The sequence below is a fragment of the Paludisphaera rhizosphaerae genome, assembly GCF_011065895.1.
In the GTDB taxonomy this organism is placed as follows: Bacteria; Planctomycetota; Planctomycetia; order Isosphaerales; family Isosphaeraceae; genus Paludisphaera; species Paludisphaera rhizosphaerae.
The window spans coordinates 102,482-127,437 of sequence record NZ_JAALCR010000013.1 but is presented as its reverse complement, the minus strand read 5'-3'; the positions used below and the strand labels follow the sequence as shown (position 1 = coordinate 127,437).

The window sequence follows — 24,956 nt, the reverse complement described above, 5'->3', positions numbered from 1 at the left end:
CTTGGTCAGGGGCGCCAGCCCAGGAGCCTCGGCGAGACGTTCATGCGGATGGCCAGCCGCTGGAACGTGTGGTCGAGCGTCTCGTCGACCTCTCCGGCCGCGCTCAGGTCGACATAGGCGTCGAGGAAGATGTTCTGAGCTTCCCAGAGTTCCGGTCGAATCCCCAGGACGGCCGCGGCGTCCAGCATCCGGTCGGCGCGGCTGACGGCGGCAGCCAGTCCGCCCTCCTTCAAGTCGCGCATGGCTTGCTCCAAGCCGCCGGCGAGCGCCTTGCCCAGCACGTCGGCGTTGGGGCGATAATTCCACGCCCGTCCGCGGTCGTACAGGTTTTCGATCTCATGCAATCGTCGTTCGTCGCCGTCGACCAGCGCCCCGATCTGCTCCTCGAGGTTCGCGTCCAGGAAGGTGGTCGCCGCCGCCCGGAGCGGCGTGGGGATCGGGTGATTCAATTCGCCGAGACGATTGAGGACGACTTCGTCCAGGTTGGAGAGCCGGGTGAAGCTGCGCCGGTAGTCCTCGAACCGGTCAGCGAGCACGATCGCGATGATCCGTCGCTGCTCGTCGCGGAAGAGGTCGTCGAGGCGGTGCTCCACCCCTGGGAAATCCCGCGACACCAACGCGACGACGTCGGCCAGCGAACCCGAGCGGTATGACGCCAGCAGGTCCGCCTTGAAAGCTTCGAAGTTCGCAGGAGAGACGTCGCGGCTCAGGACCGTATGGAAGTCGAGGCCGCCGAAATGGACGACCACGAAGTGGCTCTCGGCGGTTCGCCAGGTTCGTTTCGACCGACCCAGGAGTCGACCGATCGCGAGATGGCCGGGCCCTCTCCCTCGGATCGTGACGTCGGACGCCTGGACTTCATAGGCCTGGTCGTCGTCGCTCTGATGATGGTCGGTGTTCTGGTAGATAAGACTGATGGCGTTGTGAGCGAGAACCCGGTCCAGATCGACCACGGCCGGGCGGACGCAGCTTTCCCAGACTCCTCGACCGTCGACGTAGGTCGCGAGATTGCTCGGCGCCTTTGAGAGAGCCTCGACGAACTCGCCCTCCAGCGATCGGCCGAAATGCCCCGCCATCGCGATCGCCCGCGCGGCGTACTGGAGGCACTGGGTCGTTTCCAGGCCGCTGATCTCGTCGAAAAACCAGCCGCACGACGTGTACATCAGCATCGAATCGAGCTGAATCTCCAGCAGCCGAAGGGCGTCCGTCGTCTGCTGGGCGTCGAGATCGGGATGGGCGAATTCGTCCAGGAAGGCCTGGATCGTCTTGGGATCGTAGCGGTTGAGAATGACGCTGATGTAGGCGTCGCGAGCCGCCCAGGGGTCGGGAAACGAGACTCGGCCGCGGGTGCTGAACAGATGGTCGAGATGACTCTTCAGGCCGTCAAGCGCCTCGCGGAGCGGCTCTCGCCACTTCTGATGCCAGTCCCCGCGCGACTTGCAGCCGCAGTCGGACCGCCAACGCTCGACGCCGTGGACGCAACTCCACGAGCTGTTCTCATGGATCTCGGCCTCCCACTCGGGCGGGTGAAGCTCCAGGAACTCGCCGTAGTTGGTCAGGCGGACGTCGGGATCTTTCGACAATCGATCGAGCACGAAGGCCAGCGCCATGTCGCCGTGTGCGTGGTGGTGCCCGTAAGACTCGCCGTCGGTGGCGATGTGCATGAGCTGGGCGTGCTCTCGCCTCTCGTCGAAGCCGCCGTAGAGCCGGTCCAGAAATTTCTCCCCGCGGTCGAGGAGTCGTTCAAAGGCGACCTGCTGGGAAACGATCCCGTCGTAGAAAAACAGCGCGATCGATCGCCCCGACGGGAGCCGCTGGACGTAGGCTCGCGAGGGATCGACGCCTCCCTGTTCCGACCAGGTCTTATCCCCGATCCGCCGCCAGCGCCGAGCCTGCCGTGGCGCGAGCACGGTGAATTTCAGGCCGGCCTCGGCCATCGCTTCCAGCGAGGCCACGTCGACGGCCGTCTCGGCGAGCCACATCCCTTCGGGATCGCGGCCGAAACGATGGCGGAAGTCCTCGATCCCCCACAGAACCTGCGTCTGCTGATCGCGGGGCGTCGCCAGCGGCAGGATCATGTGATTGAACGCCTGCGCCAGGGCGTTGCCGTGGCCGCCGCGCCGTTCCCGGCTGAGTCGGTCGGCCTCCACGATCTTGGCGAGGACTTCGGGCTCTGCGCCGGCCATCCAGTGGAGGAGCGTGGGGCCGAAGTTAAAACTGATCCACGCGTAATTATTGAGGATATTGATAATCCGGCCCCGGTCGTCGAGCAGCCGGGCGCGGGCGTTCGGCGCGTAGCATTCGTGGGTGATGCGCTCGTTCCAGTCGTGGTGCGGCGCAGCGGAATCCTGGATCTCGACGACGCCGAGCCAGGGGTTCTCGCGGGGAGGCTGGTAGAAGTGGCCGTGAATACAGAGATACTTCGGTCGCGGCATCGATCGGCTCGTTTCCCGTTGCGGACGCGCGACGCCGGGCGTCGACGATGCGGCCCTGGTGAGCGATGCTTCAAGGGGCCGTCGGGGAGAGCGTCGGCCGAACGATCAGCGGCGAGAGGGGATCAACGGCAGTTCGGCGACCTCCGCCTTGAAGGTCGCGCCGTCGTCGTTGCGAGTCCAGGTTAGAGCCGATCCCGCGGCGGCCTGAGCGACGCGGACGATCGCCAGCCCGACGCCTGCTTCCCACCCGGGCGAGTATGCCGAGGAAGCTACGGAGCCGACGGTCTTCCCATCGGCCGCCAATGGCGTCCCCGGCGAGGGTATCGGTTCACCGGGATGGAAGCGGAGACCTCGGAGGATCTTGTTGACATGACCGAGGGCGTCGAGCCGGGCCACGGTCTCCTGCCCCAGGTAGCAGCCTTTCACAAAGCTGATCGTGCGAGAGTCGCGGTCGATCTCCTGCGGCAGATTCTTCTCGTCGACCTCGCGACCGAACACCGGCGTGCCCGCCTCGATGCGGAGCGTCTCGAACGTGTCGGAGTTCAATTCCGTGAGACCCGCGGAACGCAGCATCTCGCCGAGCGGCCGCCCTTCGTCGGTCTTCGCGACCAGCGTGAAGCCTGGCCGGCCGGTGGGCGATTCGCGGACGCAGAGGACGCCGACGCCCTCAAGATGAGTGGCGACCGCGCTCAAGTCCTCGGGACCGGGGAGGCTAGCCCCCCTGGACTCCAGCCACGCCGCCGCATCGGGGCCGACGATGTGATATTCCAGGGTTGCGTCGGAGACGTCGTCGATCGCGACGTCGTCGAAGATTCCGTACTTCTGGAGATGCGGCAGGGCCTTCTCAAGGCCGCCGGCGTCGGCGCGGACGAGAATGGAGCCGGGGCGAACGATGATCGAGACGTAAGCGAGAGTCTTCCCCTGGGGGCTCGTGATGAACGCCTCGCACCCGCGGTCGGCGGGGAGTCGCTTGATGTCGTTGGTCGTCAGGTTGTTGAGGAACTTGGCGGCGTCCGGCCCCGATACGTCCAGCCGCGCGCGGTCCGAGCGATCGATCCATGCGATCGTCGCATCGGCCGCTCGGTACTGGTTGAGATCCACAGTCATCGAAATCGTCGGTCTCGCGGAATCGGTGGGTACGCCTGGGAAGTGGGTCCCCGACGCTCGATTATAGCTCGATTCCGGTCTCACGTCTCTCCCGGCTCACTCGGACTGGTCGTCTCGAACCATGGCGCGAACTCGATCAGCGCGGCCGACGACCAGGCAGGACGAAGCCCTGGAGGCGAGCCTTCGAGCGTCCTCGGGGCGGTCGAGGGGGACCATCGAGAGCTCTTCGAGAGCGTCGGCGTCCAGACGGCTGGCGACGTAGACGTCGGCCCAGTCCAGGATGTGGGCGAGCATTTGCGCCTGGAGGAAATCGGGGGCGTCCTCATGTCCGCGAAGCACAGCGCGGGAGTCGTTTCGATCGCCGGCGGCGATGAGTCGTTGGAGCGCGGGGCCGAACGCGCCTTCGACCTGCGAAAGCGCCACGATCCGGCCTCCTCGTTGCACCAGTCTGTTCGCCGTCGCCAGCGCGGCAATCAGATCGTGCAGGCCGGCCGGCCCGTCGTTTCCGCCGACCCCGACCACCACGAGCTCGGCGCGTGTGTCGGGTCGGAAGGTCCATGTCTTGTCGAGGACGGCCAGCCCGGCGTCGCGAACGTCCTCGGCAAGGCCGGCCACGAACCCCGCCGGACCGCGAGAACCCGGAACGATCCCGACCTGGAATTGCGACCCAAGCAGCCAGCCGACCTCGAACGCCTCCGCGTCGGCTTCGAGGAAGTGGGCCCCTCGGGGGTCGAGAGCCAGCGAGCGTCGGCGCGCTTCACGCGTTTCAGCGTCGCTCAGCCCCGGGAAAAGGACGCTCCAGGGACCGTGCGGGCCCGTCAGCGGATCCTGCCGCAGCAGGCCGACCGGAATCACGACGTCGGCGTCCGTGAGCGTGCGATTGAGATAAACCCGAGCGCCGCTCTTGGTGGTCGACAGGTAGGCCAGGCGGTCGCGAGACGTCGGATCATGAACCTCCGCGACTTCGCCCCGCTGCCCCGAAAGCAGCTCGCCGGTATTTCGCGCGGCCTCGACGATCGTGATCGCCTCAGGATCCACGCCGGCCCCTTCCAGAACCTCCGTCACCACGTCCAGGACGCGCTTTGGCTCCGGCAGATCCGCGTCGAGAGCGATCGCGACCCGATCTCCGGGGACGACGTTCCTCCGGAGAGGCGGATAGTTCCTCGGCTGCTCCAGGGCCTCGCGGAGGGCGGCTTCGGCCTCGGGTTCGGCCATCCCCTCGGGAGGCGTGAAGACGGCGGCCTCGCTTCCTTCGGGAAGGTCGAGTTCGAGGCGTTCCTTTCCGTATTCGATCACGTATCGCGACACGCAGGCTCGCTTTCTTTCCTCATCCTCGAACAATCGTCGCACGACGCGGACCGCCGTCGCGGGCGGTCCGCAATACCTCGAATGATAGGAGGGGCGACGGAAGGGGGTCAAGCGAGGCTGGGGCGAGCCCTCAAGAGTCCGCGTCTCCTGGGCGGGTCATCGTGGCGCTCATCTCCCAGAGCCGACGAGCCGCCTCGTCGTCTTGCGAGGCTCGTGAGGACCGGGCGGGCTTGCACCGGGCGAAGTACTCTCCGGTGACTCCGGCGATCTCGGGGGAGGTCGCAAGATAAATCGTAGTCGCCGCCCCCTGCTCCGGCGTCAGCGCGAACAGGTTGGCGAAGACGCGCATGACGCTCCCCTTCCAGGTGGCGTCTCGGAAGATCTGCGTGTTCACGTACCCCGGATGAAGCGCGTTGACGGTGATCGGCTCCCCCGTCAGTCGGCGCGCCAACTCGCGAGTGAACAGGATGTTGGCGAGTTTCGAGCGTTGGTAGGCTCGCCAGCCGCTGTAATGGTTTCGACCTTCCAGATCGTCGAACGGCATCGACACCCCGCGATGCGCTCCCGAGGCGACGTTGACGATCCGGGCGGAGGGCGCCGCGCGGAGGAGCGGAAGAAGCAAATTCGTCAGCAGAAAGGGAGCCAGGTGGTTGACGGCAAAGGTCGTCTCGACGCCGTCGACGGTCTCGGAGCGATCCAGGAAGATCCCCCCAGCGTTGTTCACGAGCACGTCCAGCCGGCCCGTTCGGCGGCGGACGTCCGCGGCGAGTCGACGGATGGCGGTCTGCGACGAAAGGTCGGCGGCGAGCGGTTCGACGTCCGGGTCGGCGACCGCTTCGCGGATCTTCCGGGCCGCCTCGCCGGCCGACTGCGGGGTCCGGCCGACGAGGAGGACGTCGGCGCCGGCTCGGGCCAGTTCAAGGGCGGTGACGAGGCCGATGCCAGCCGTCGCGCCGGTGACCAGGCAGACCTTGTCCTTCATCGAGGGCGTCGCGGGCGCGTTCGACATATCGTCGGCGTCTCACTCGGGGTCGCGGCGGGCGGCGTCGAGGGTGAAGGCGGGGAGGCAGACGGCGATGTACTCGGCGCCGTCCTCTTCGGGCGTGCTGTAACGCACCCACTCTCCGGCGGCCACCTTCACAGCCTGCCCGGCGCGGACGTCCATGACGCCGTCGCGGTGCTCCACCCGGAGCAGCCCGCGGAGGACGACGGTGAATTCGTCGAACGTCGGCGTCTGGCCCGGTTCGACCCAGCCGCCGGGGCTTCTCATATGGGCGACGCTCAGAGCCGACTCACCGCTGTTGACATGGCCGACGTACTCGTCGATCAGCTTCGGTTTCGTCCCTGCAGCCGCGACCCGGCTGGGAGATGCGATCAAGGTGGGCATGGTCGACTCTCGATCCGACGGTCTGAGGCTGACATCCGTCGGAATGCTACAGACGCCCCCCTCAAGCGTCAAGCGGCCCACGGCGAGGTGTGCCCCTGGATCTGGGCCGAGTCGTGGGAAGGGACGGTCATCCCCCCCCCTCGCGGGGGAAGCCAGATCGCGCGGTGATTGAGATTAAGATGAGGAGAACGACCGCCGCCAGACGCGCGTTCAGCGGCGGGCTCTCAAAGCAAGGCCGAATCCCCCTTCATCGGGCCGTTACGGCGGCCCCTCTGCCCTCTCCAAAGTCGGGCGATGTCAATTGCAGCGGTTGAATCAGACCTCGACGGCCGGTTTTCCTTTCAGAACCCCGCCGCTGGGGACCACGTTTAACATAGACGGTCCAGGATCGCTCACGGGCGGCGATCGGCCGGACACCGGCTCGGCCTGGTCGAATTGCCGCGGAGTTCACGACGAGGGCGATGCGAAGTGATCGAACGAAGCCATCGCCGAGAGCCTTTGGATCTCCTCAAGTCTTATCCGGAGAGAAACTTGCGTTGTCGTCACGGCGCCCGGGAGGCACGCAAACAAACCCAAGCGAAGCCATGGCACTGGAGGGGCGAGAGGATGAGGCAGGGACCATCGCACCTCGGACGGACGCGTCAGCGCGGAATCGGTGATTTGAGCGAGGAGAGATGGAGTACCGTCCCGCGAAAACGATCAAACGAAGCCATTGTCGCGAGCGGGTGTTTTGAGAGTAAAACCTTCCCTGAAAGCAAGTTAGCGACGATGGGAGCCGGCGGTGTGGGACGATGATCAAAGCCGACCGGCCTCAACCGGCGTGGAGAGGCTGGATGAAGAGGAGTCTTCCAAGTGAAGGGCGGCTTGACAGCCTCGTCGCGAGGCTTGGATGATGCAGCATCGGCCGCGGGCCGACCGTTCGAGTCCAGGAGTTTCGGCCGATGTTCAACCGACGCTTTTCGATCGCGGCGTTCACAGGTGTCTGTATCATCATGTCCATGACCACGGCGCGCGGCGACGAGGGGATGTGGGTTTTCAACAACCTCCCCCTGGAGACGCTAAAGGCTCGATACGGCTTCGTCCCGCCTCCCGGCTGGGCAGAGCACCTACGCTCGGCGGCCGTCCGGTTCAACAATGGGGGATCCGGTTCGTTCGTCTCGGCCGACGGCCTCATCATGACCAACCACCACGTCGGAGCCGACACGCTCGCCAAGTTGAGCACCTCCGAGAAGGACTACTACAAGCTTGGCTTTCACGCCAAGACCCGGGCCGGGGAAGTGAAGGCCCCTGACCTGGAGCTGAACGTCCTGGTCGGCATCGAGGACGTCACGGCGAAGGTCAACGCGGGCGTTGCGCCGGGGATGGACGACGCCGCAGCGGCGACGGCCCGTCGCAAGGTTTCGGCCGACATCGAGAAGGAGTCGACCGAGAAGACCGGGCTGCGGAGCGACGTCGTCACCCTCTATCAGGGGGGGCAGTATCACCTTTACACCTATAAGAAGTACACCGACGTCCGCCTGGTTTTCGCCCCCGAGTTCGACATCGCCTTCTTCGGCGGCGACCCGGACAACTTCGAGTATCCCCGCTACTGCCTGGACGCCTGCTTCTTTCGGGCTTACGAGAACGACAAGCCGGCCCAGATCAAGGATTACCTGAAGTGGAGCCCTCACGGGTCGAAGGACGGCGAGTTGGTCTTCGTCGCCGGCCACCCAGGGCGTACCGACCGCCTCAACACTCTGGCGAGCGTCGAGTATCTCCGGGACTCCGCTTTCCCGTTCTTGCTGGACTGGCTCCACGCGAAGGAGGCCTTCCTCCTGAACTACGGCAAGCAGAGCGACGAGGCTTTCCGCCAGTCGAAGGAGGAGTTGTTCTCGATCCAGAACAGCCGAAAGGCCCGAACGGGAGGGCTCGACGGTCTTAAGAGCCCCGCCTTTATGGACCGGAAACGCCAGGCTGAACGTGACCTTCGCTCACGGATCGAGGCCGACCCGGCCAAGAAATCCGCCTACGGCGCGGCCTGGGATAAGATCGCCGAAGCTCAGGACGTGAGTTTGAAGATCGCCAAGCCTCACATGTTCCTGGAGCGTGGACGCGGGCTCGATTCGACGCTTTTCCAGATCGCTCGCGACATCGTTCGACTGACTGAGGAGAAGTCCAAGCCGAATTCGGAGCGGTTGAAGGAGTATCGCGACTCGGCCCTCGAATCGTTGGAGCTCGAACTGTTCTCCACGGCTCCGATCTACCCCGAGTTCGAACGAGCGAAGTTCGCCTTTGGGTTGGCCTACTGGAAGAAGGCGGCGCCGGACGGACCGGTCATTAACCGCATCCTCGCCGGCCGCACTCCTGAACAGGTTGCGGCAGCGGTCGTCGGCGGGACCAAGCTCGGCGACGTCGCGGTCCGTCGCAAGCTTGTGGAAGGCGGGAAAGCCACCGTTGAGGCCAGCGACGACCCGATGATCCGCCTCGCCCGCGAGGTCGACGCCGACGCTCGATCCCTCCGGAAAGTCCGCGAGGATCAGGTGGAGGGAGTCGAAGCGGCCAACTACGCCCTCATCGCGAAAGCCCTGTTCGCAGAGCTGGGAGACGCGATCTATCCCGACGCGACCTTCACCCTTCGTCTGGCCTTCGGAGCCGTGAAGGGATACACCGTCGACGGCAAGGCGATTCCGCCGTTCACGACGATCGGCGGGGCCTTCGACCATGAGAAGGCCCACGATTCACAGCCGCCTTACGTTCTGCCGAAGTCCTGGCACGAGGCCAAGGCCACTGGTCGACTCGACCTCGCGACCCCGTTCAACTTCGTCTCGACGGCCGACATCATCGGTGGCAATTCGGGGAGCCCGGTGGTCAACAAGGACAACGAGGTCGTCGGGCTGATCTTCGACGGCAACATCCAGTCGCTCGTCCTTGACTTCGGCTATGAAGACGTCGTCGCCCGCGCAGTGTCGGTCGACTCGAGAGGGATCGTCGAGGCCCTCCGATCCGTCTACCAGGCCGACGATCTGGTCAAGGAACTGACAGGCCGCTGAAACGTGAAACGAGACCGTTCAACTCCGTCGTCGAGGCGCCGAAGCGGCCGGCCCAGCTTCCTTCGCTGGGTCGGCCAGCGGTCTCCAGCGTTCAGCCCGCTTGATGAGGAGGCGGGCGACGAACGATTCGTACTCGTCGTTGGATCGCCGTTTCTTGGGATCCCAGCGACGCCCCTTCTCCCAGTTGCAACGGCCGTGGACGGCGGCAAGGTTGGTCGCGTCGTCGCCGCCCCCTCGGCTGCGGGCGCGGATGTGCTCCAGAGTCGCTCCCTCCCCCGTCGCGGCGTCGAAGGCGATCGGCCCGTTGCAGATCAGACACTTGCCGACCCAGTCGCCTCCCCTTCGCTCGAAGGTGACGTCGGTGCGTGCGGCGAGGTCGAGCTTCTCCGCGGTGGTCATGAATCAAGCCCTCACCACGCCTCAGTAGACGTTCTCCCCCTCGCGTGTCGAGATCGAGCCGTCGCCCGTTTGACCGAGCGCCTCACGGACCATCAACAACTCGCCGACGTTCTCCAGGGTCAGCAGCCCGACCACCTGCCCATCCTGGATGACCTGGGCGCAGGGGGCTCCGCGCTCGCGGAGCAAGGCGACGGCGGCGACGAGCGGGCTGTCGGCCGCCACGGCCGGAGGGGCTCCCGAGGCGAACTCGCGCACCAGGGCGTCGGCTCCCTTCGCCGCCAGCCCGGCCATCAGGTTCGCCCGAGTCAGGACCATCGGCTCGTCCCCCTCCGGTTCCAGCGGGAAGTCGTGCTGGGACCCAGCGAGCAAGACCTCGGCGGCCCTTCCCAGCGTGTCGTCGCCGTGAAGCGTATGGAAATCGGTGAGCATCGCCTCGTGAACCGTAACCCCCTTCAAGGCCGCCTTTTCCGCGACCTGCACGGCTTCGGCCTCTGCGCCGATCCAGACGAACAGGGCGATGAACAGAAGCATCGGCGCTCCGTTGCTCAGCCCGAACAGTCCAAAGGCGATCGCCATCAACTGGCCCACCGACGCCGCGACACGGGTCGCGCGGGTATACGGCAATTTCATCGCCAGCAGGGCGCGGAGGACTCGGCCGCCGTCCATTGGAAACGCCGGCAGCATGTTGAAGCCCGCCAGGAACACGTTCACGAGCAGGAGTTTCGACCAGAACCCGGAGTGTAGAATCGCGTCGGAATCAGCCGTGGAACTCGGCAATCGCACCTGGAATACAAACCAGAGGGCCAGGATGATGATCAGGTTCACCGCCGGCCCCGCCAGAGCCACGAGCAACTCCTGAGCGGGCTTCTCCGGGATACGCTGGAGCCGAGCCACGCCTCCGATCGGCAGCAGAGTGATGTCCGAGGTCGGCACGCCGAAGCGTCGGGCCGTCAACGCATGTCCCAACTCGTGGAGAACCACGCAGGCGAACACAGCCAGTACAAACCCTCCTTGAAGAAGGCCCGCCGCCAGACCACCCCCCTCCATGGCCCCGGCCGCGACCAGCCAGACGATCAGGATGGCGAACGTCCAGTGGACATAGATTGGAATTCCCGCCACCCGGCCCAGCTTCCAAGACCACGACATCAGCAGCCCTCCCTTTCGTCGCAACCTCTCGCGGACCCTTCAATTGTAGACGGATGGTCGTCGCAGAGGAGATTTCCACAAGCGATTTGACAAGCCTGAGAGGCGACCTAGTTTAGCGATAGGGGCGCAAGCCCAGGGATCATGCCGAGCGAGACGAGACTGCGAGCCGGGACGTCGCGGCTAAAACCGCATCGCACCGCGACGACCTCTCCATCCAGCGGGAAACGAGGCGGTCATGGACCTGAAGGCGACGACTCACATCTGCGCCTCCCCAGTCAGGGATGAGGAGGAGACGCACGTCTTCCCGACCTCGCCCATGTATCTGATCATCGTCCACGGCGGAACCACGGGAGCGCTCCTGCGGATCGAGGGGGCCGAAACCCGGTTGGGACGCGGGACGGAGAGCACCCACCAATTCCACGACCCCACCGTTTCCCGTCGCCATGCGGTCGTTACCCAGGACGATGAAGGGCAGACCTGGATCACCGACCTGGGAAGCAGCAACGGCACGTTCGTCGACAACAAGCGGATTCCTCCTCGCAAGCCGATCCAGATCGAGGATGGCGCTCGAATCCAACTGGGAGGGACCGTCGTTCTGAAGTTCGTCACTCTGGACCCCTGCGACGAGCGGTTTCAGCGCGAGATGTATGAGCGGACGGTTCGAGACAACCTCACCGGCCTGTACAACCGCGCCTATCTGTTGGAGCAGATCGGCCCGCTCTGCGAGCGGAACTTTATCAGGGGGCTGGGGACGGCGGTCCTCATGATCGACGTCGACCACTTCAAGCGGATCAACGACACCCACGGGCACGACGCAGGCGACGCCGCACTGAGGGAAGTCGCTAAGACGCTCCGCGATTCAACGCGGTCGGAAGACCTCGTGGCCCGCTACGGCGGCGAGGAATTCCTGGTCGCGTTGCCGACGTCCTCAAAGGAACAGGCGCTCGAGCGGGCCGAGCAGATCCGAATGTTCCTCGCCGATCGCATTATTCGCGCCGGCCGTCGCGAGTTGAGAATCACCGCCAGTTTCGGCGTTTCCTGCAGCCTGATCGGGCGTCCGCGGACGATCAACGCCCTGATTTCGACGGCCGATCTAGCCCTCTACGAGGCCAAGCGGGCGGGACGCAACCGAGTCGTGGACGCCTCGCAACTTCTGGCCGAGGGGGAACGGCGGACCGAGTCCTGTGAGGCGCTGGCTGTGTGAGGCGGGGCCCCTCGATTCCCAGCACGTCGTGGGCTATCATCGGTTCTGCGCCTCCTGCCGAGGCGTCTGCGACCGCGTCCCGCGACTCTGAGAGGTGCCCGCAACGTGCCCACGAATTCCGCCGCCCCTTCCCCTCGCTCCTCCATGGAACCCTTCGCACTCGGGGTTTGCAGTTGGAGTCTTCAGGTTAAGAACGTCCCCGAGTTGAAAGGCTTCCTCGACCAACTCGGCGTCGACGTCGTTCAGATCGCCTGCGGCGACCCCCACCACGCCAGCTGGGACGAGGGGGACGACCTCCCGTCCGTGGCCCGGGCTGCGGGTTTTCGGATGACGGGCGCGATGCTCGGCTTTCCGGGAGAGGACTACACCACTCCTCAGACAATTCTGAAGACCGGCGGCTTCGGCGACCCGGAGACCCGCGCCGAGCGGCTCGAACGCCTCGACTGGGCGCTGGATCGGACGCTCGCGCTAGGGCTGACCGACCTCATGCTCCACGCCGGCTTTCTCCCCGAGATCGATGATCCGGCTCGGTCGGAGATGCTCGACACCCTGGCGAAGGCTGGAGACGCAGCCCGGCGAAAGGGCGTCATCCTCGCCTTCGAGACTGGCCAGGAAACCGCCCAACTGCTACGGCGAACGCTCGACGATTTGAAGTCGCCCAGCATCAAGATCAACTTCGACCCTGCCAACATGCTGCTGTACGATATGGGGGATCCGATCGAGGCTGTGAAGATCCTCGGCCCCGATATCCGGTCAGTCCACGTCAAGGACGCCCGCCGACCCAAGGTCAAGGGAACCTGGGGCGAGGAGGTCCCTCTGGGAGAGGGTGAGGTCGGAATCCCGGCTTTTCTCGACGCCTTGAAGTCGGTCGGCTACCAGGGGCCCTTGGTCGTCGAACGCGAAGTGGGTGATCAACAGGGCCGTCTCCGCGATGTTGCGCACGGCATCGCGCTGTTGCGGGAATGTCTGGCCCGTTGACGAACGGCGCGGCCGACGCGGTCAATTGCTAGACCGCGTCGGCCGATGACTCGTTCAGCCGACGATGCCGTCGACGACCTTGGCCAGTTCACGCCCGGCTTCGGTTAGGGCGTAGTAATTATGCTTCCCCGCGCGGCGGGGTTCGATCAGTCGTCCATGGCGAAGGAGCGCCAGGTGATGGCTGACGGCGGGCTGACTCTGCGTACCGAGGTCGGCGCAGAGCTCGGTTACGTTGCGCTCCTTCTCGTTAAGAAGCAGGAGCACTTGAAGTCGGGTGGGGTCGGAGACCTGCTTCAACAGATCGGCGACGCGACGGATTTCGGCGAGTTGGCGGGCGGCCGCAGCGGCTGCGGTCTTCGTCGACCGTGACGACGAACTGGTGCGAGTAGAAGTTGCGGCCATCGCAATTCTCTCCTGGCTAGGCTGATCATTTTTTGTGAACACGTCCGGGAGGACGTCGCACGATCAAGGCGAATAGACCTAATGGTATTAGAAAATAGACACATTCTTGGATTCAGTCAACCCCGTTCCGAACTTCGATGCGAAGTGCGGGCCGCTTGCCCCGAAAGGGCGATTGGACTAGATTGACGTTGGGGGTCCGCGGGCGTGCGGCCGACCCTCTCCGTCCACCGCGGACGGTCTGGAACGCCGCTTCGCCCCCCCTCCGCAGAGAGTTCGAGACGATGGCCGGGCTCCCGACCGCTACGATGGAGACTCCCCGAATCGCGAATGAGGCTGTCTTTCAGCAGTGCCTCAACCCGTCGTGCGCGGCGACCTTCGCCGTCGACGAGGCCCATTTCGCGTGCCCCCAGTGCGGCGACTTGATCGACGTCGTCTACGATTGGGACCGCCTGCCAGTCCCCCGCAGCCTGAAGGATTTCGAGGCCAAGTGGTCGAAACAGCTCGATCCCCTCTGCTTTTCGGGCGTCTGGCGTTTTCGCGAACTGCTTCCGTTCGCACCGGCGGAGCAGGTCGTAACGATCGGGGAAGGACGGACGTTGCTTCAAAGGGCCGACAAGGTCGGCCGTGCCGTGGGTCTTGAGCCGGGCCGCTTGATGCTCCAGTACGAGGGAATGAACCCCTCCGGGAGCTTCAAGGACAACGGCATGACGGCGGCCTTCAGCCACGCCCGAATGATCGGGGCCCGTCGAGTCGCCTGCGCCAGCACGGGGAACACCTCCGCCGCGCTGGCCGTCTATTGTTCAGCGACGGATCTCGGATTTAAGGCCATTATTTTTGTCGGGTCTGGGAAGATCGCTTACGGAAAGCTGGCCCAGGCGCTCGATCACGGCGCCTTGACGGTGCAGATCGTCGGCGATTTCGACGATGCCATGCGGCGCGTCCGCGAGGTCGCCGACCGTCTGGGCATCTACCTCATGAACTCGGTCAACCCCTTCCGACTGGAAGGTCAGAAGACCATCATGTTCCGAGTTCTCGAAGCGATGGGTTGGGAGGTTCCCGACTGGATCGTGGTCCCCGGGGGGAATCTCGGCAACTCCAGCGCGTTCGGCAAAGCGTTCATCGAGCTGAAGCACCTCGGATTGATCGATCGAGTCCCTCGCCTGGCCGTCATCAACGCCCACGGCGCTCGCACCCTGCACGAGCTTTATGGATCACGGGAGATCCGCTGGCGAAGCGGGCTGCCGGATTCGGCGAAAGTGGACGCCTATTACGACGAACTCGACGCCGCAGGGGTCAAGGCCTCGACGATCGCCTCGGCCATTGAGATCAATCGCCCGGTCAACTTCAAGAAATGCCTCCGCGCCCTCGATTTCTGCGACGGGGTCGTCCGTGAAGTCTCTGACCAGGAGATCATGGACGCGAAGGCGTGGGTCGGGGCCGGCGGATTGGGCTGTGAACCCGCCAGCGCGGCGAGCGTCGCGGGCGCGCGTCGCCTTCGCGAGGAGGGAATCATCGCTCCCTCCGATCGCGTCGTCTGCATCCTGACCGGCCACCAACTCAAGGACCCGACGGCGACGGTTGCCTATCATGGCGCCGATCAGGAGAACTTTGAGAAGGTTCTGGGGAGCCGCGGGGTCAAACGAGCCGGCTACGCCAATCGCCCCGTCGTCGTACCCAACGACATCGACGACATCATTCGAACGATCGCCCTCTATTCCGACTCGGGCGCGTCCAAGTCCTGATCGCCCAGGTCCGATCGTCTCCAGGAAAGGAATGCCGGCTCATGAGCGCGGCCAGAATTCGCATTGGACTGCACGGGGCGATGGGCCGGATGGGGCTTCGCCTGATCCAGCTCATTTCCGAGGATCCCCGCGTCGAACTCGTCGCAGCCATCGACCGATCCAGGATCGGCGAAGACGCTGGCGTCGCGGCCGGGATTCGCCCGCTGGGCGTTCCGGTGAGGGCCCTCGAGGATCTCGGTCCAGCCAATCGACCCGACGTCGTCATCGACTTCTCTCATCCTTCGGCGGTGCCTCTGATTGCAGACTACTGCCGGCGCGAGAAGTTGCCGTTGGTGGTGGGCACCACGGGGCTGGAGGCTGCCCAGCAGCAGGCGCTCGAACAAGCCGCTGCAGCCGTTCCCGTGCTCGCCTCGCCGAACATGAGTCGAGCTGTGAATCTCTTGATGAAGCTCGTCAGCGAAGCCGCATCGGCCATGGGGCCGGCGGCGGACGTCGAGATCGTCGAACGCCACCACAAGCTCAAGAAGGACTCCCCCAGCGGAACGGCGATTCGCCTGGCGGAGCTTGTCATGGCGGCGTCGGGAGCTGATCGATTAGTCCATGGCCGTGAGGGCCAGGTCGGCGAGCGGACTCGCGGCGAGATCGGCATGCACGCGGTCCGCGCCGGCGATTGCCCAGGTGAGCACACCGTCCTCTTCGCGCTCGGGGGTGATACCCTCGAACTGACGCATCGGGCCTTGAATCGGGACGGCTTCGTCCGTGGAGCGATCGACGCCGCCGTTTTCCTCGCCGGGAAATCCCCGGGTTCATACGCCATGCGGGATGTGTTAGAATCGGGTTGTTAGTCAGGATCGGTTCAGGGGTCGAATCGGTATGGCCCGTTGTGATCAGGGATATCTTTGCACGGTGTGCGGCCGGGAAGTTGAAGGGCTGCTCGACTCCGACCTCTACTTGCGATACGTTCTCGGAGAGGTCGAAGCCGACGTTTTGCACTCATCACCCGAACGGCATATTCGTTGCAATCCGTCACAGGCCCAATTCATCGTCGACGATGGCTTCGATCCCGTCGTATTGGATGGACCGTTTGCGAAGGCCGGGCTTGATCCGGCTTACGTCGCCGAGGAAGAAGCTCGAGTGTCGGCAGGCTATCGACGGCTTCGCGAACTGTCAGGCCAAGGCGATTCGATCCTGAATTACCCACTAGCGGCGGTTCGAGAAGACGGCCGATCCCATGTCGGCCCTGGGATCTGAACTCGGCCGGCGTTCGGCTGGGAGGTCGCTCCCATGATTGAAAGCCTCAGCGCCTCCGACGATAAGACCGTCGCCAGCCCGCCCGTTCCCGATTCCTCGCCGGCCGTCGCCGCTGCGCCCGAATCTTTTCCCGACTCCCCCTCGCTCTATCGCCGGGTCCTCTTTCTCGACGACGATCGTCGCCGTGCTGAGGTTTTTCTGAAGCGCTGCCCTCAGGCGGTCTGGGTGCTGACGGCGCAAGACTGCATCTCTCGACTGGCCGAGAGCTGGGACGAGATCCATCTCGACCACGACCTCGGCGGCGAGAAGTACGTGGACGTCAATCGCGACGATTGCGGCATGGCCGTCGTCCGGTGGCTCTGCGCGGAGGATCGGGGCAACCTCCGGAATGCCCGCTTCTTCATTCACAGCTACAATTTCAGCGCGGCGTCCCTGATGGTGGAATGCCTGCTTCAGAACGGCTACACGGCGGAGTTCCGGCCGTTCGGGTTCGACCTGGTCGATTTCCTCTCGTTCGAGCCCCCGCCGCCCCCGAACCATCGGCGGATCGCCTGGCGACGGCTGGTCTCACTCTGGACGCGCCTGACCGGCCTGGGACCTAAACGGCGATCTCGGGTGACGAAGGCTCCCGCGACCCGCTATGATAAGGGCCTATCGGCCGCCCGAGAGGCGTCCGAAAACGGCCTGGGAACGGCGGAGCCATCGGAGAATCAGCCTTGAGAACGGTCATCACGGGCGGCGCAGGGTTTGTCGGGTCGCATCTCTGCGAACGCTTCCTCGCCGAAGGCGACGAGGTCCTCTGCGTCGACAACCTCCTGACGGGCTCGCTCAGGAACATCGACCATCTGAAGACCAACGCCAAATTCCGCTTCATCGAGCACAACGTTTCCGAGCCGATCGAGATCGACGGCCCTGTCGACAACGTGCTCCACTTCGCGAGCCCCGCCAGCCCGGCCGACTATCTCGCCCACCCCATCCCCACGCTCAAGGTCGGCGCCCTCGGGACGCACAACGCGCTGGGGCTCGCCAAGGCCAAGGACAGCCGGTTCCTCCTGGCGAGCACATCCGAGGTCTACGGCGATCCAGACGTCCATCCCCAGGTTGAGGAATACTGGGGCAACGTGAATCCGATCGGCCCCCGCGGCTGCTACGACGAAGCCAAGCGGTTCGCGGAGGCCATCACGATGGCCTATCACCGCTACCACGGTGTGAAGACTCACATCGTCCGAATCTTCAACACGTACGGCCCTCGGATGCGGCTCAACGACGGCCGAGTGCTGCCGAACTTCATGAAGCAGGCTCTCCGCGGCGAACCGATCACGCTCTACGGCGACGGCGACCAGACCCGCAGCTTCTGCTTCGTCACCGATCTGGTGGACGGAATCTACCGTCTGCTTCACTCCGACTACGCCCTTCCGGTGAACATCGGCAACCCCGCTGAGATCACCGTGGCGCAACTGGCCAAAGAAATCATCGAGTTGGTTGGAGACACCAAGAGCCAGGTGATCCACGAGCCCCTGCCCCAGGACGATCCCAAGCGCCGGCGGCCCGACATCACCAAGGCGCAAAAGCTCCTCGGCTGGAATCCGAAGGTCGACCGCGCCGACGGCCTCAAGACGACCCTGGAATACTTCCGCTCGGTCGTCTGACGACAGTCCGGCTGGGCTCAGGCGCCGAGGATCTCCATCGCCGCGTTGCGGCCGTTCACGGCGATGACGCTCCCTCCCGGGTGCGTCGCCGCCCCGCAGAGAAAGACGCCCGGCATCGGCGTCCTGGGCGAAAGCCGACGCTCCCACATATAGGCCGGCAAGCACTCGCCCTGAAAGATATGGCCTCCCGTGAGGCCAACCTTCGCCTCGACGTCCGGCGGCCCAAGCGCCTGGACGTCGAGGATATCTGCTGACAGGTCCTCGCAGAATCGGCCGATCGAGGCCAGGGCGAGTTCCTTCACTTCCTCGCGTCGTGAGTTCCAATCGCCTTCGGTGAAGGTGTGCGGAACGTACTGAGCGAAGACGCTCATCGAGTGAACGCCTTCGGGAGCGATGCTCGGGTCGTGAGCCGTGTGGAAGTACAACTCGGTCCAGAGCCGGCTGGGCAATTCGCCTCGACGCGCTGCACGATAACCCTGGTCCCACTCGGCCTTCGTCAACGGCGTGTTGATCTGGCCGAGATGGTGATCCCGGTGCGTTCCGGGTCGAGCCTTGAAGCTGGGAAGCCGCTTCAAGGCCACATTCATCTTCAGGGTGCAGCCGATCTGAGGGACCGATTCGACCTTCGCTTTCCAGGAGGCGTCGACCGCGTCGCCTAGCATTCGGAGGGTCGCCCGCGGGTCAGCGTTCGATACGACCACGTCGGCCCTGATCTTCTCTCCTCCCTCCAACTCGACGCCTTCGCCCGGGATGATCCGCGAGACCGGGACGCCAGTGGCGACGACCGCTCCGAGATCGCGGGCGATGTCGCAGAGGAGGAATGAGACCATCCCCATTCCGCCATGGACGTACCCCCACTGTCCGGGAACGCCCCCCAGCCGACCTGACTGGTGGTGGAAGTGGATCGAGGCCGTCCCCCGATCGTGGGGACTGGCGTTGGTGCCGATAACCCCCTGCCCGAGGTAGGCCATCTGCATTCGCTCGTCCTGGAAATAGTTCTCCACGCACTCGACCATCGACCATTCGAAGAGGAAGTGGCGGGCCTCATGATCGCCGCCGAGGCGTTCGTCGAGTTGCTCGATGGTCGGCGCCTTGCCGATCCAGAGGTCGCCGTCTCCCTCGGGCCGGAGGAGATCGCGGAGTCGAGTCTTGACCGAACAGAAGTCGCGCCAGCCTTCGACGTCCACCGGCGCAAGTCGTCGGATCTCGGCCTCGCAGCGAGCGTCATCGTCCCAGAGTTGAATGCTTGATCCGTCCTCGAAAGGGACGAACATCCCGGCCGTCGCGGGCGTCCAGCGAAAGCCATACTGAGGCAGCTTCAACTCCTCGATGACCTTTGGGTGGAGGAGTCCGACCAGGTAGGCGCAGGGGGAGAGCCGGAACCCCGGCCAGACCTCCTCAATGGTGCAAGCCCCGCCCACGCGATCGCGCGACTCCAGCACGAGGACCGACTTGCCGGCCTTCGCGAGATAGGCCGCGGCGGTCAGTCCATTGTGGCCGGCGCCGACGACGACGACGTCCCAACGGCGACGCGCAAGATCGCTGACGGGCGACACAAACTCCATCTTGCCAAGGGTTTCCAGAGCTGGACGGCAGCCTCCCGGCGTGGTCGACATAGGTTTCCTTCCTCCGCCTTCCCTCGCTCGTCTCGCCCTTGGCGATGAGTCGGCGACCTCTGATCGATGCGATGTCTCCTCCAGGATACATCGACGGGAATCGGCTTGCGATCGCTTCACCCATTGCAATCCGTCTGGCCGCCGAGTCGAAATGCGCCGCCGCGAGGCGCGGACTGGTGTAAACTTGACTCGTGCCACGTCCGGGAGGCTCGCGCCGGGTCCGCCGTAGGATCGCCGGGGCCATCGCCCGATGAGGGGACGGAATCGCCATGTCGCCATCGACCTCCACCGTCATCACGAGGCTTTCCGATCTGGTGGATGGTCAGGAGGCGGTGTGCTTCGCTGCTCTCGTCAAGGTGACGCGCGGGGTCACCAAGTCGAACCAGCCGTTCATCAAATGCCTGTTCCGCGACAAGGTAGCCTCGTGCGAGGCTCCGATCTGGCAGGACCACAAATACTTTCCCGAGGCCGGCTCATGGGTTGAGGGGCTGGCGTACCGGATTCACGTCCGTTCCAGCTTCAACATCCGCTTCGGCATGCAGATCGACCTGCTTCACGTTCGGCCGACCGTCGAAGAGGACGCCGCCGACGGCTTCAACTTTTTCGACCTCGTCGAAAGCAGCCAGTACGATCCTCAGAACCTTCTGGATTCGATCTACCGCCGGATTCACAAGTTCATCCAGCAACCGCATCTCCGCGAGTTGGTGATCCGAATCCTGGACGCGAACGCCGACCTCTTCAAGAAGATGCCCGCGGCGCAGTCGATGCACCACAACTATACGGGCGGGCTTCTTGAACACGTTTGGAGCATGAGCCGAGTCGGCGAGATGCTGGTCGAGCACTACGCGAGCTACTACAACACGCTCAACCCGCCGTTCGACAAGGGCGTGGTTATGGCCGCGATCATCCTCCACGACATCGGAAAGCTGCGGGAACTCTCGTACCATCCCGTCGAGGCCCGTTACACCAAGGAAGGGACTCTCCTGGGTCATATCCTGATGGGCCGCGATCTCGTCCGCGATGTGGCGAGGGAGATCGAGGGGTTCCCCGAGGAGACCCTGCTCTGCCTGGAGCACGCGATCCTTTCGCACCACGGCAAACGCGAGTTCGGCGCACCGGTCGTCCCCTCGACGATCGAGGCGCTGCTGGTCTCGTACATCGACGACCTGGACGCCAAGATGAACGTCGCTGCTCGGCAGCGGCTGCTCTCGAAGACCGAGGACGAGTTCACCGACCGGGTCTTCGCCCTGGACAATCGCCGGTTGTACAAGGGCATCCCGCTTGAGAATGCCGATGCGGACGAGGATTGCTCGGACTGAGTGGTCCCCGCGAGGTTCGTCGGACGCTCTGGTCGCGCGGTGGCGGCCTTGCCACATCGTCGATACAATTGCGGGCGTCGGTCGCCATCGAGGCGACTTCGATCCGGAAGTGAACACAGACCAAGAGGATGTCCCCATGGATCGGATTCTGCGACTCGGCGCGCCCGCCCTGGCTCTGGCCTTGCTCGTCGGTTGCGGCGCCCAGGAAAGCGCTCCTTCGACGCCCGCGACGGACTCCGGCACGCCCCCCGCGGCCGCGCCGGCGCCCTCCACGGACGCGGCCCCGGCCCCTTCGGCTCCGGCTCCGGCTGAGGCCGCACCCGGTCTCGAAGGTCCCAAGACGTCGGCGACCAGCCTCACGGCCGATGAGGTCGCCAACATTAAGAAATTGACGGCCGACGACGCGCAGGCCGCACTTAAGCAGGCCGTCTGCCCCGTCAGCGACGAGAACCTGGGAGCCATGGACGTTCCGGTGAAAATCACCGCCGAAGGACGCACGATCTACCTCTGCTGCAAGGGGTGCGAGGACGCCGTGGCGAAGGACCCGAAGAAGTACATCGCCAAACTTGACAAGAAGTAAAACGAGCAACCCGTCCAGCCGCGCCGGCCTGGTCGACCGAGGCGGCGCGGTCCCCGGTTCCGACTCATTCGGTCCGACCGGAAGATCGCGTCTGGTCTCCAGATGCGAAGTCCATGAAGGTCTGGCAAGGCGGAGACGGACGTCGGTATAATCGCCCCCTGCGAGAATGGGATCTCGAAAGCCGGTCCCCCAAAGGGGGCCAAAGCCTTGGCAATCCCAGGATCGGCGACTCTCCCGCGCTGAGGCGATACGGCGGCGCGGTCGACTGCGGGCGTAATCCTGCGAAGTGAACCGGTTCCCTCTCCCCCGGCTTTCTTCGACGCCCCGCGCGGCCCACCTCCCAATCGCCGGCCTTGCCTGTGCGGCGGGTCATCCGTCGGACGCCGACGATGTCGTCCCGGTCTCCACTGGACGACGTCGTCTGAGCCCGGCGCATCCCCACCAACAGCAGTAGGGTCATCCGGATCGATCGGCGTTCCCAGACTCCGCGTCCCCTTCGAATCGAGACCGCGGCCGCCGGATCGGGCGATCAAGTCGCTCCTCCTCCGTCGACGCCGCCCCGTCAAGATTGAACGGCGCGCCGGTGGCCTCATTTCAACTGGATCGATGGAGCCTTTCGATGTCTCACGACAGCGCACGTGAAGCCGCGGTAGAAGCGATCACATCCTGGACCAACCTGGGCCGCCGGGCCCCCAAGTCCGTTACGCCGGTCACCCAACTCTTCGGGATGAACGTTTTCTCCGACGACGTCATGCGGGCCCGCCTGCCTGAAAACGTCTACCGGACGCTCCGGAACACCGTGAAGAAGGGCGCTCCGCTCGATCCGTCGGTCGCCGACGTCGTGGCCACGGCGATGAAGGAATGGGCCATGGAGCGTGGGGCCACCCACTACACCCACTGGTTCCAGCCGATGACAGGCCTCACGGCCGAGAAGCACGACTCGTTCCTGGCCCCGACCGAGGCCGGCACCGCCATCGCCGAGTTCAGCGGCAAGGAACTCGTTCGCGGCGAACCTGACGCCTCCAGCTTCCCCTCGGGCGGCATCCGGTCCACCTTCGAAGCCCGCGGCTACACCGCGTGGGACCCCACCAGCCCGGCCTTCATCCTCGACAACCCCAACGGCACCACGCTCTGCATTCCGACCGCCTTCTGTTCGTGGACCGGCGAGGCCCTCGACAAGAAGACCCCCCTGCTCCGCTCGGTCGAGGCTCTCTCGACCCAGGCCGTTCGGGTTCTCAAGCTTTTCGGCTCGACGGCGAACCGCGTTGGGACGACGGCCGGCCCCGAACAGGAATACTTCCTGATCGATAAGAACTTCTACTACGCCCGTCCCGACCTCATCAACGCCGGCCGCACCGTCTTCGGCGCCAAGCCGCCGAAGGGTCAGGAGATGGAGGACCACTACTTCGGGTCGATCCCGGAGCGGGTCCTGGCTTGCATGCTGGAGACCGAGAACGAGCTGTACAAGCTCGGCGTCCCGGTCAAGACCCGCCACAACGAGGTCTCGCCGGCCCAGTACGAGATCGCGCCGATCTTCGAGAGCGCCAACGTCGCCACCGACCACAACATGCTGGTCATGGAGACGCTCAAGCGAGTCGCCGATCGCTACGGCCTCCAGGCCCTGCTGCATGAGAAGCCGTTCGCCGGCGTCAACGGCTCGGGCAAGCACGTCAACTGGTCCATGTCGGACGACCAGGGGAACAACCTGCTGAGCCCCGGCGCCACGCCTTACGCAAACGCCCAGTTCCTGGTCTTCCTGGGAGGCGTCATCCGCGCCGTCTCCAAGCACGGCGACCTGCTCCGCGTAGCCGTTGCTCACGCCGGCAACGACCATCGGCTCGGCGCCAACGAGGCTCCTCCGGCGATCATCTCGATCTTCCTCGGCGACATGCTCGAGGACATCGTCGACCAGATTGAAAAGGGTGGCGCGAAGACGGCGAAGGCCGGCGGCGAACTGAAGGTCGGCGTCTCCGTCCTTCCGGTCCTTCCCCGCGATCCGGGCGACCGCAACCGGACCAGCCCGTTCGCCTTCACCGGCAACAAGTTCGAGTTCCGCGCCGCTGGCTCGGCCCAGTCGATCGCCGGCCCGATCGTCGTCCTCAACACGATCGTCGCCGAGAGCCTGGACTACCTGGCCACGGAGCTTGAGCAGGCCGTCGCGTCGGGCAAGGATCTCAACACGGAGATCCAGACCTTGCTCCAGAAGGTGATCAAGGAATCGCGCCACATCATCTTCAACGGCGACAACTACAGCGACGCCTGGCACGCCGAGGCCGAAAAGCGGGGTCTGCCCAACCGCCGCTCGACCGTCGACAGCCTCCCCGACTTCGTCTCGAAGAAGTCCGTCGAGCTGTTCGGCAAGTACAGCGTCTTCTCCGAGCGTGAGCTGCACTCGCGGTTCGAGATCTTCCTCGAAAACTACCGCAAGACGATCACCATCGAGTCGCAGTTGACGCTCCAGATCGCCGAGCGGATGATCCTGCCGGCCGCCCTTCGCTATCAGGGCGAAATCGCCGACTCGATCGCCAAGCTCAAGGCCGCCGGCGTCTCGGTCCCCAAGAACCAGACGGCGCTGCTCGACGAGCTCGTCAAGACGATCGACGAACTCCAGGGCGCCTCCGACAAACTCTCCGGCATCATGGAAGACCACGTCGAAGGCGACACGCTGGCGCACGCCAAGCACTCGCGCGAGATCGTCATCCCTGCCATGAACGCCGTCCGCGCCGCCGGCGACAAGCTGGAAACCATGGTCTCCAGCGACCTCTGGCCGCTGCCGACCTACCAGGAAATGCTGTTCATCAAGTGATCACGACGGCTAGCGATTGATCGTTGTTTTCAAAGGGGCCCCAACCAACTCCAAGCTGGTCGGGGCCCCTTTGTTTTTCCCAGTCGCCGCTCCGTCGAACGCCCTCCGCGGAACAAGGAGTGGCCGACATCACCTCGACGCGTCGGCACAGGAACAGTGCACAAACGCCAAAGGAACTTGTGAACTCGACCTCAAACCGAGATCGTTCCAGCTGACGGTCGGCGATGTCCCTGATCGCGAGGCCGAATAGGACGTTCTGGATGCCCCAGTCGGACAGTTCCAGATCCACGACCTCCTGGAAACGGAAATGCACGAGGATGTGGTTGCGGAGCACGTAACGACCGTCCGGCCCAACCTCCGTAGTCATCTCGAAGGCGTGGACCAGGGCTTCAAGAGTCGGACCTGGATCGTCCGCAGTCGCTCCCACCCGCTCCAGCCTCATCCAATGCACCTCGGCGTCGTGAAAGCTGGGCCAGCGTCCGTATACCTCGGTGACGGCTGAGGCGTTGACGATTTGCGAGTGGGCGTCCATCGGATTCCTCGGCCTTCGAAACGGAGACGGGGCCTCGCAGCATCAAGCTGGCGAGGCCCCGTCGAT

The 24,956-nt window shown here is 64.7% G+C and carries 21 protein-coding genes; 11 read left to right on the top strand and 10 right to left on the bottom strand.

Going from position 1 to position 24,956, the window contains the following annotated elements; translation table 11 throughout:
- Positions 1–5: 5 nt before the first annotated feature.
- The 5 genes from G5C50_RS18025 to G5C50_RS18005 all read right to left on the bottom strand — a co-directional run bounded on the left by G5C50_RS18025 (position 6) and on the right by G5C50_RS18005 (position 6,237).
- A complete protein-coding gene (locus G5C50_RS18025; RefSeq protein WP_165071602.1) occupies positions 6–2,435 on the bottom strand; it encodes a DUF3536 domain-containing protein in 2,430 nt (809 codons plus the stop codon).
- Positions 2,436–2,540: 105 nt separating this feature from the next.
- A complete protein-coding gene (ygfZ, locus tag G5C50_RS18020) occupies positions 2,541–3,542 on the bottom strand; it encodes a CAF17-like 4Fe-4S cluster assembly/insertion protein YgfZ (RefSeq protein ID WP_165071601.1) in 1,002 nt (333 codons plus the stop codon).
- A gap of 96 nt (positions 3,543–3,638) precedes the next feature.
- Entirely contained in the window at positions 3,639–4,850 is a 1,212-nt protein-coding gene (locus G5C50_RS18015) for a lactate racemase domain-containing protein (protein WP_165071599.1), read from the bottom strand.
- Positions 4,851–4,980: 130 nt separating this feature from the next.
- Positions 4,981–5,859 carry an SDR family oxidoreductase gene (locus tag G5C50_RS18010; protein WP_240907144.1) on the bottom strand — a complete coding sequence of 293 codons (879 nt, stop codon included), beginning with the start codon at positions 5,857–5,859 and terminating at the stop codon, positions 4,981–4,983.
- 12 nt (positions 5,860–5,871) lie between these two features.
- Complete coding sequence (locus G5C50_RS18005) at positions 5,872–6,237, bottom strand: cupin domain-containing protein (RefSeq protein WP_165071598.1); 366 nt, start codon at positions 6,235–6,237, stop codon at positions 5,872–5,874.
- A 941-nt stretch (positions 6,238–7,178) separates the two neighbouring features.
- Between G5C50_RS18005 and G5C50_RS18000 the strand changes: the two genes are divergently transcribed.
- Positions 7,179–9,266, top strand: a complete 2,088-nt coding sequence (locus G5C50_RS18000) for a S46 family peptidase (RefSeq protein WP_165071596.1) — start codon at positions 7,179–7,181, stop codon at positions 9,264–9,266.
- A gap of 18 nt (positions 9,267–9,284) precedes the next feature.
- Here the strand turns inward: G5C50_RS18000 and G5C50_RS17995 are convergent, their stop codons facing one another.
- Together G5C50_RS17995 and G5C50_RS17990 are read right to left on the bottom strand one after the other, a co-directional pair.
- A complete protein-coding gene (locus G5C50_RS17995; protein WP_165071594.1) occupies positions 9,285–9,665 on the bottom strand; it encodes an HNH endonuclease in 381 nt (126 codons plus the stop codon).
- Between the two features lie 21 nt (positions 9,666–9,686).
- On the bottom strand, positions 9,687–10,811 hold the full coding sequence (locus tag G5C50_RS17990) for a site-2 protease family protein (protein ID WP_165071592.1): 1,125 nt from the start codon (positions 10,809–10,811) through the stop codon (positions 9,687–9,689).
- Positions 10,812–11,046: 235 nt separating this feature from the next.
- Here G5C50_RS17990 and G5C50_RS17985 point away from each other — a divergent pair, with 235 nt between their 5' ends.
- Complete coding sequence (locus tag G5C50_RS17985; protein WP_165071590.1) at positions 11,047–12,015, top strand: diguanylate cyclase; 969 nt, start codon at positions 11,047–11,049, stop codon at positions 12,013–12,015.
- Between the two features lie 105 nt (positions 12,016–12,120).
- Positions 12,121–12,993 (top strand): sugar phosphate isomerase/epimerase family protein, encoded by an 873-nt coding sequence (locus G5C50_RS17980; protein ID WP_240907143.1) that lies wholly within the window; start codon positions 12,121–12,123, stop codon positions 12,991–12,993.
- 54 nt (positions 12,994–13,047) lie between these two features.
- Here G5C50_RS17980 and G5C50_RS17975 read toward each other — a convergent pair whose 3' ends face one another.
- Positions 13,048–13,395 carry an ArsR/SmtB family transcription factor gene (locus tag G5C50_RS17975; RefSeq protein ID WP_165071588.1) on the bottom strand — a complete coding sequence of 116 codons (348 nt, stop codon included), beginning with the start codon at positions 13,393–13,395 and terminating at the stop codon, positions 13,048–13,050.
- Between the two features lie 305 nt (positions 13,396–13,700).
- Between G5C50_RS17975 and thrC the strand changes: the two genes are divergently transcribed.
- Genes thrC through G5C50_RS17950 form a run of 5 tightly spaced genes read left to right on the top strand, consistent with a single transcriptional unit; the run spans position 13,701 to position 18,037 of the window.
- Positions 13,701–15,137 (top strand): threonine synthase, encoded by a 1,437-nt coding sequence (thrC, locus tag G5C50_RS17970; protein WP_165071586.1) that lies wholly within the window; start codon positions 13,701–13,703, stop codon positions 15,135–15,137.
- Positions 15,138–15,178: 41 nt separating this feature from the next.
- Positions 15,179–15,982, top strand: a complete 804-nt coding sequence (gene dapB, locus G5C50_RS17965) for a 4-hydroxy-tetrahydrodipicolinate reductase (protein WP_165071585.1) — start codon at positions 15,179–15,181, stop codon at positions 15,980–15,982.
- A 28-nt stretch (positions 15,983–16,010) separates the two neighbouring features.
- Complete coding sequence (locus G5C50_RS17960) at positions 16,011–16,388, top strand: hypothetical protein (RefSeq protein ID WP_165071583.1); 378 nt, start codon at positions 16,011–16,013, stop codon at positions 16,386–16,388.
- Positions 16,389–16,421: 33 nt separating this feature from the next.
- Positions 16,422–17,108 (top strand): cyclic-phosphate processing receiver domain-containing protein, encoded by a 687-nt coding sequence (locus G5C50_RS17955; protein ID WP_165071581.1) that lies wholly within the window; start codon positions 16,422–16,424, stop codon positions 17,106–17,108.
- On the top strand, positions 17,105–18,037 hold the full coding sequence (locus tag G5C50_RS17950) for a UDP-glucuronic acid decarboxylase family protein (protein WP_165071580.1): 933 nt from the start codon (positions 17,105–17,107) through the stop codon (positions 18,035–18,037). The genes G5C50_RS17955 and G5C50_RS17950 overlap by 4 nt, the downstream gene beginning before the upstream one ends.
- A 17-nt stretch (positions 18,038–18,054) precedes the next feature.
- On the opposite strand, the gene G5C50_RS17945 is transcribed toward G5C50_RS17950, so the two are convergent.
- Positions 18,055–19,653, bottom strand: coding sequence for a phytoene desaturase family protein (locus tag G5C50_RS17945; protein WP_165071578.1), 1,599 nt, complete (start codon positions 19,651–19,653; stop codon positions 18,055–18,057).
- A 269-nt stretch (positions 19,654–19,922) separates the two neighbouring features.
- Between G5C50_RS17945 and G5C50_RS17940 the strand changes: the two genes are divergently transcribed.
- From G5C50_RS17940 to G5C50_RS17930, 3 genes are all read left to right on the top strand, one after another.
- Positions 19,923–20,972, top strand: coding sequence for a 3'-5' exoribonuclease YhaM family protein (locus G5C50_RS17940; protein ID WP_165071576.1), 1,050 nt, complete (start codon positions 19,923–19,925; stop codon positions 20,970–20,972).
- 136 nt (positions 20,973–21,108) lie between these two features.
- Complete coding sequence (locus tag G5C50_RS17935; RefSeq protein WP_165071575.1) at positions 21,109–21,552, top strand: hypothetical protein; 444 nt, start codon at positions 21,109–21,111, stop codon at positions 21,550–21,552.
- A 619-nt stretch (positions 21,553–22,171) separates the two neighbouring features.
- Positions 22,172–24,358 carry a glutamine synthetase III family protein gene (locus G5C50_RS17930; RefSeq protein WP_165071573.1) on the top strand — a complete coding sequence of 729 codons (2,187 nt, stop codon included), beginning with the start codon at positions 22,172–22,174 and terminating at the stop codon, positions 24,356–24,358.
- Here G5C50_RS17930 and G5C50_RS17925 read toward each other — a convergent pair.
- Positions 24,351–24,890: an Imm50 family immunity protein gene (locus G5C50_RS17925; RefSeq protein WP_165071571.1), complete on the bottom strand. Its 540-nt coding sequence runs from the start codon at positions 24,888–24,890 to the stop codon at positions 24,351–24,353. The two genes, G5C50_RS17930 and G5C50_RS17925, sit on opposite strands and share 8 nt — an antisense overlap.
- Positions 24,891–24,956 lie beyond the last annotated feature (66 nt).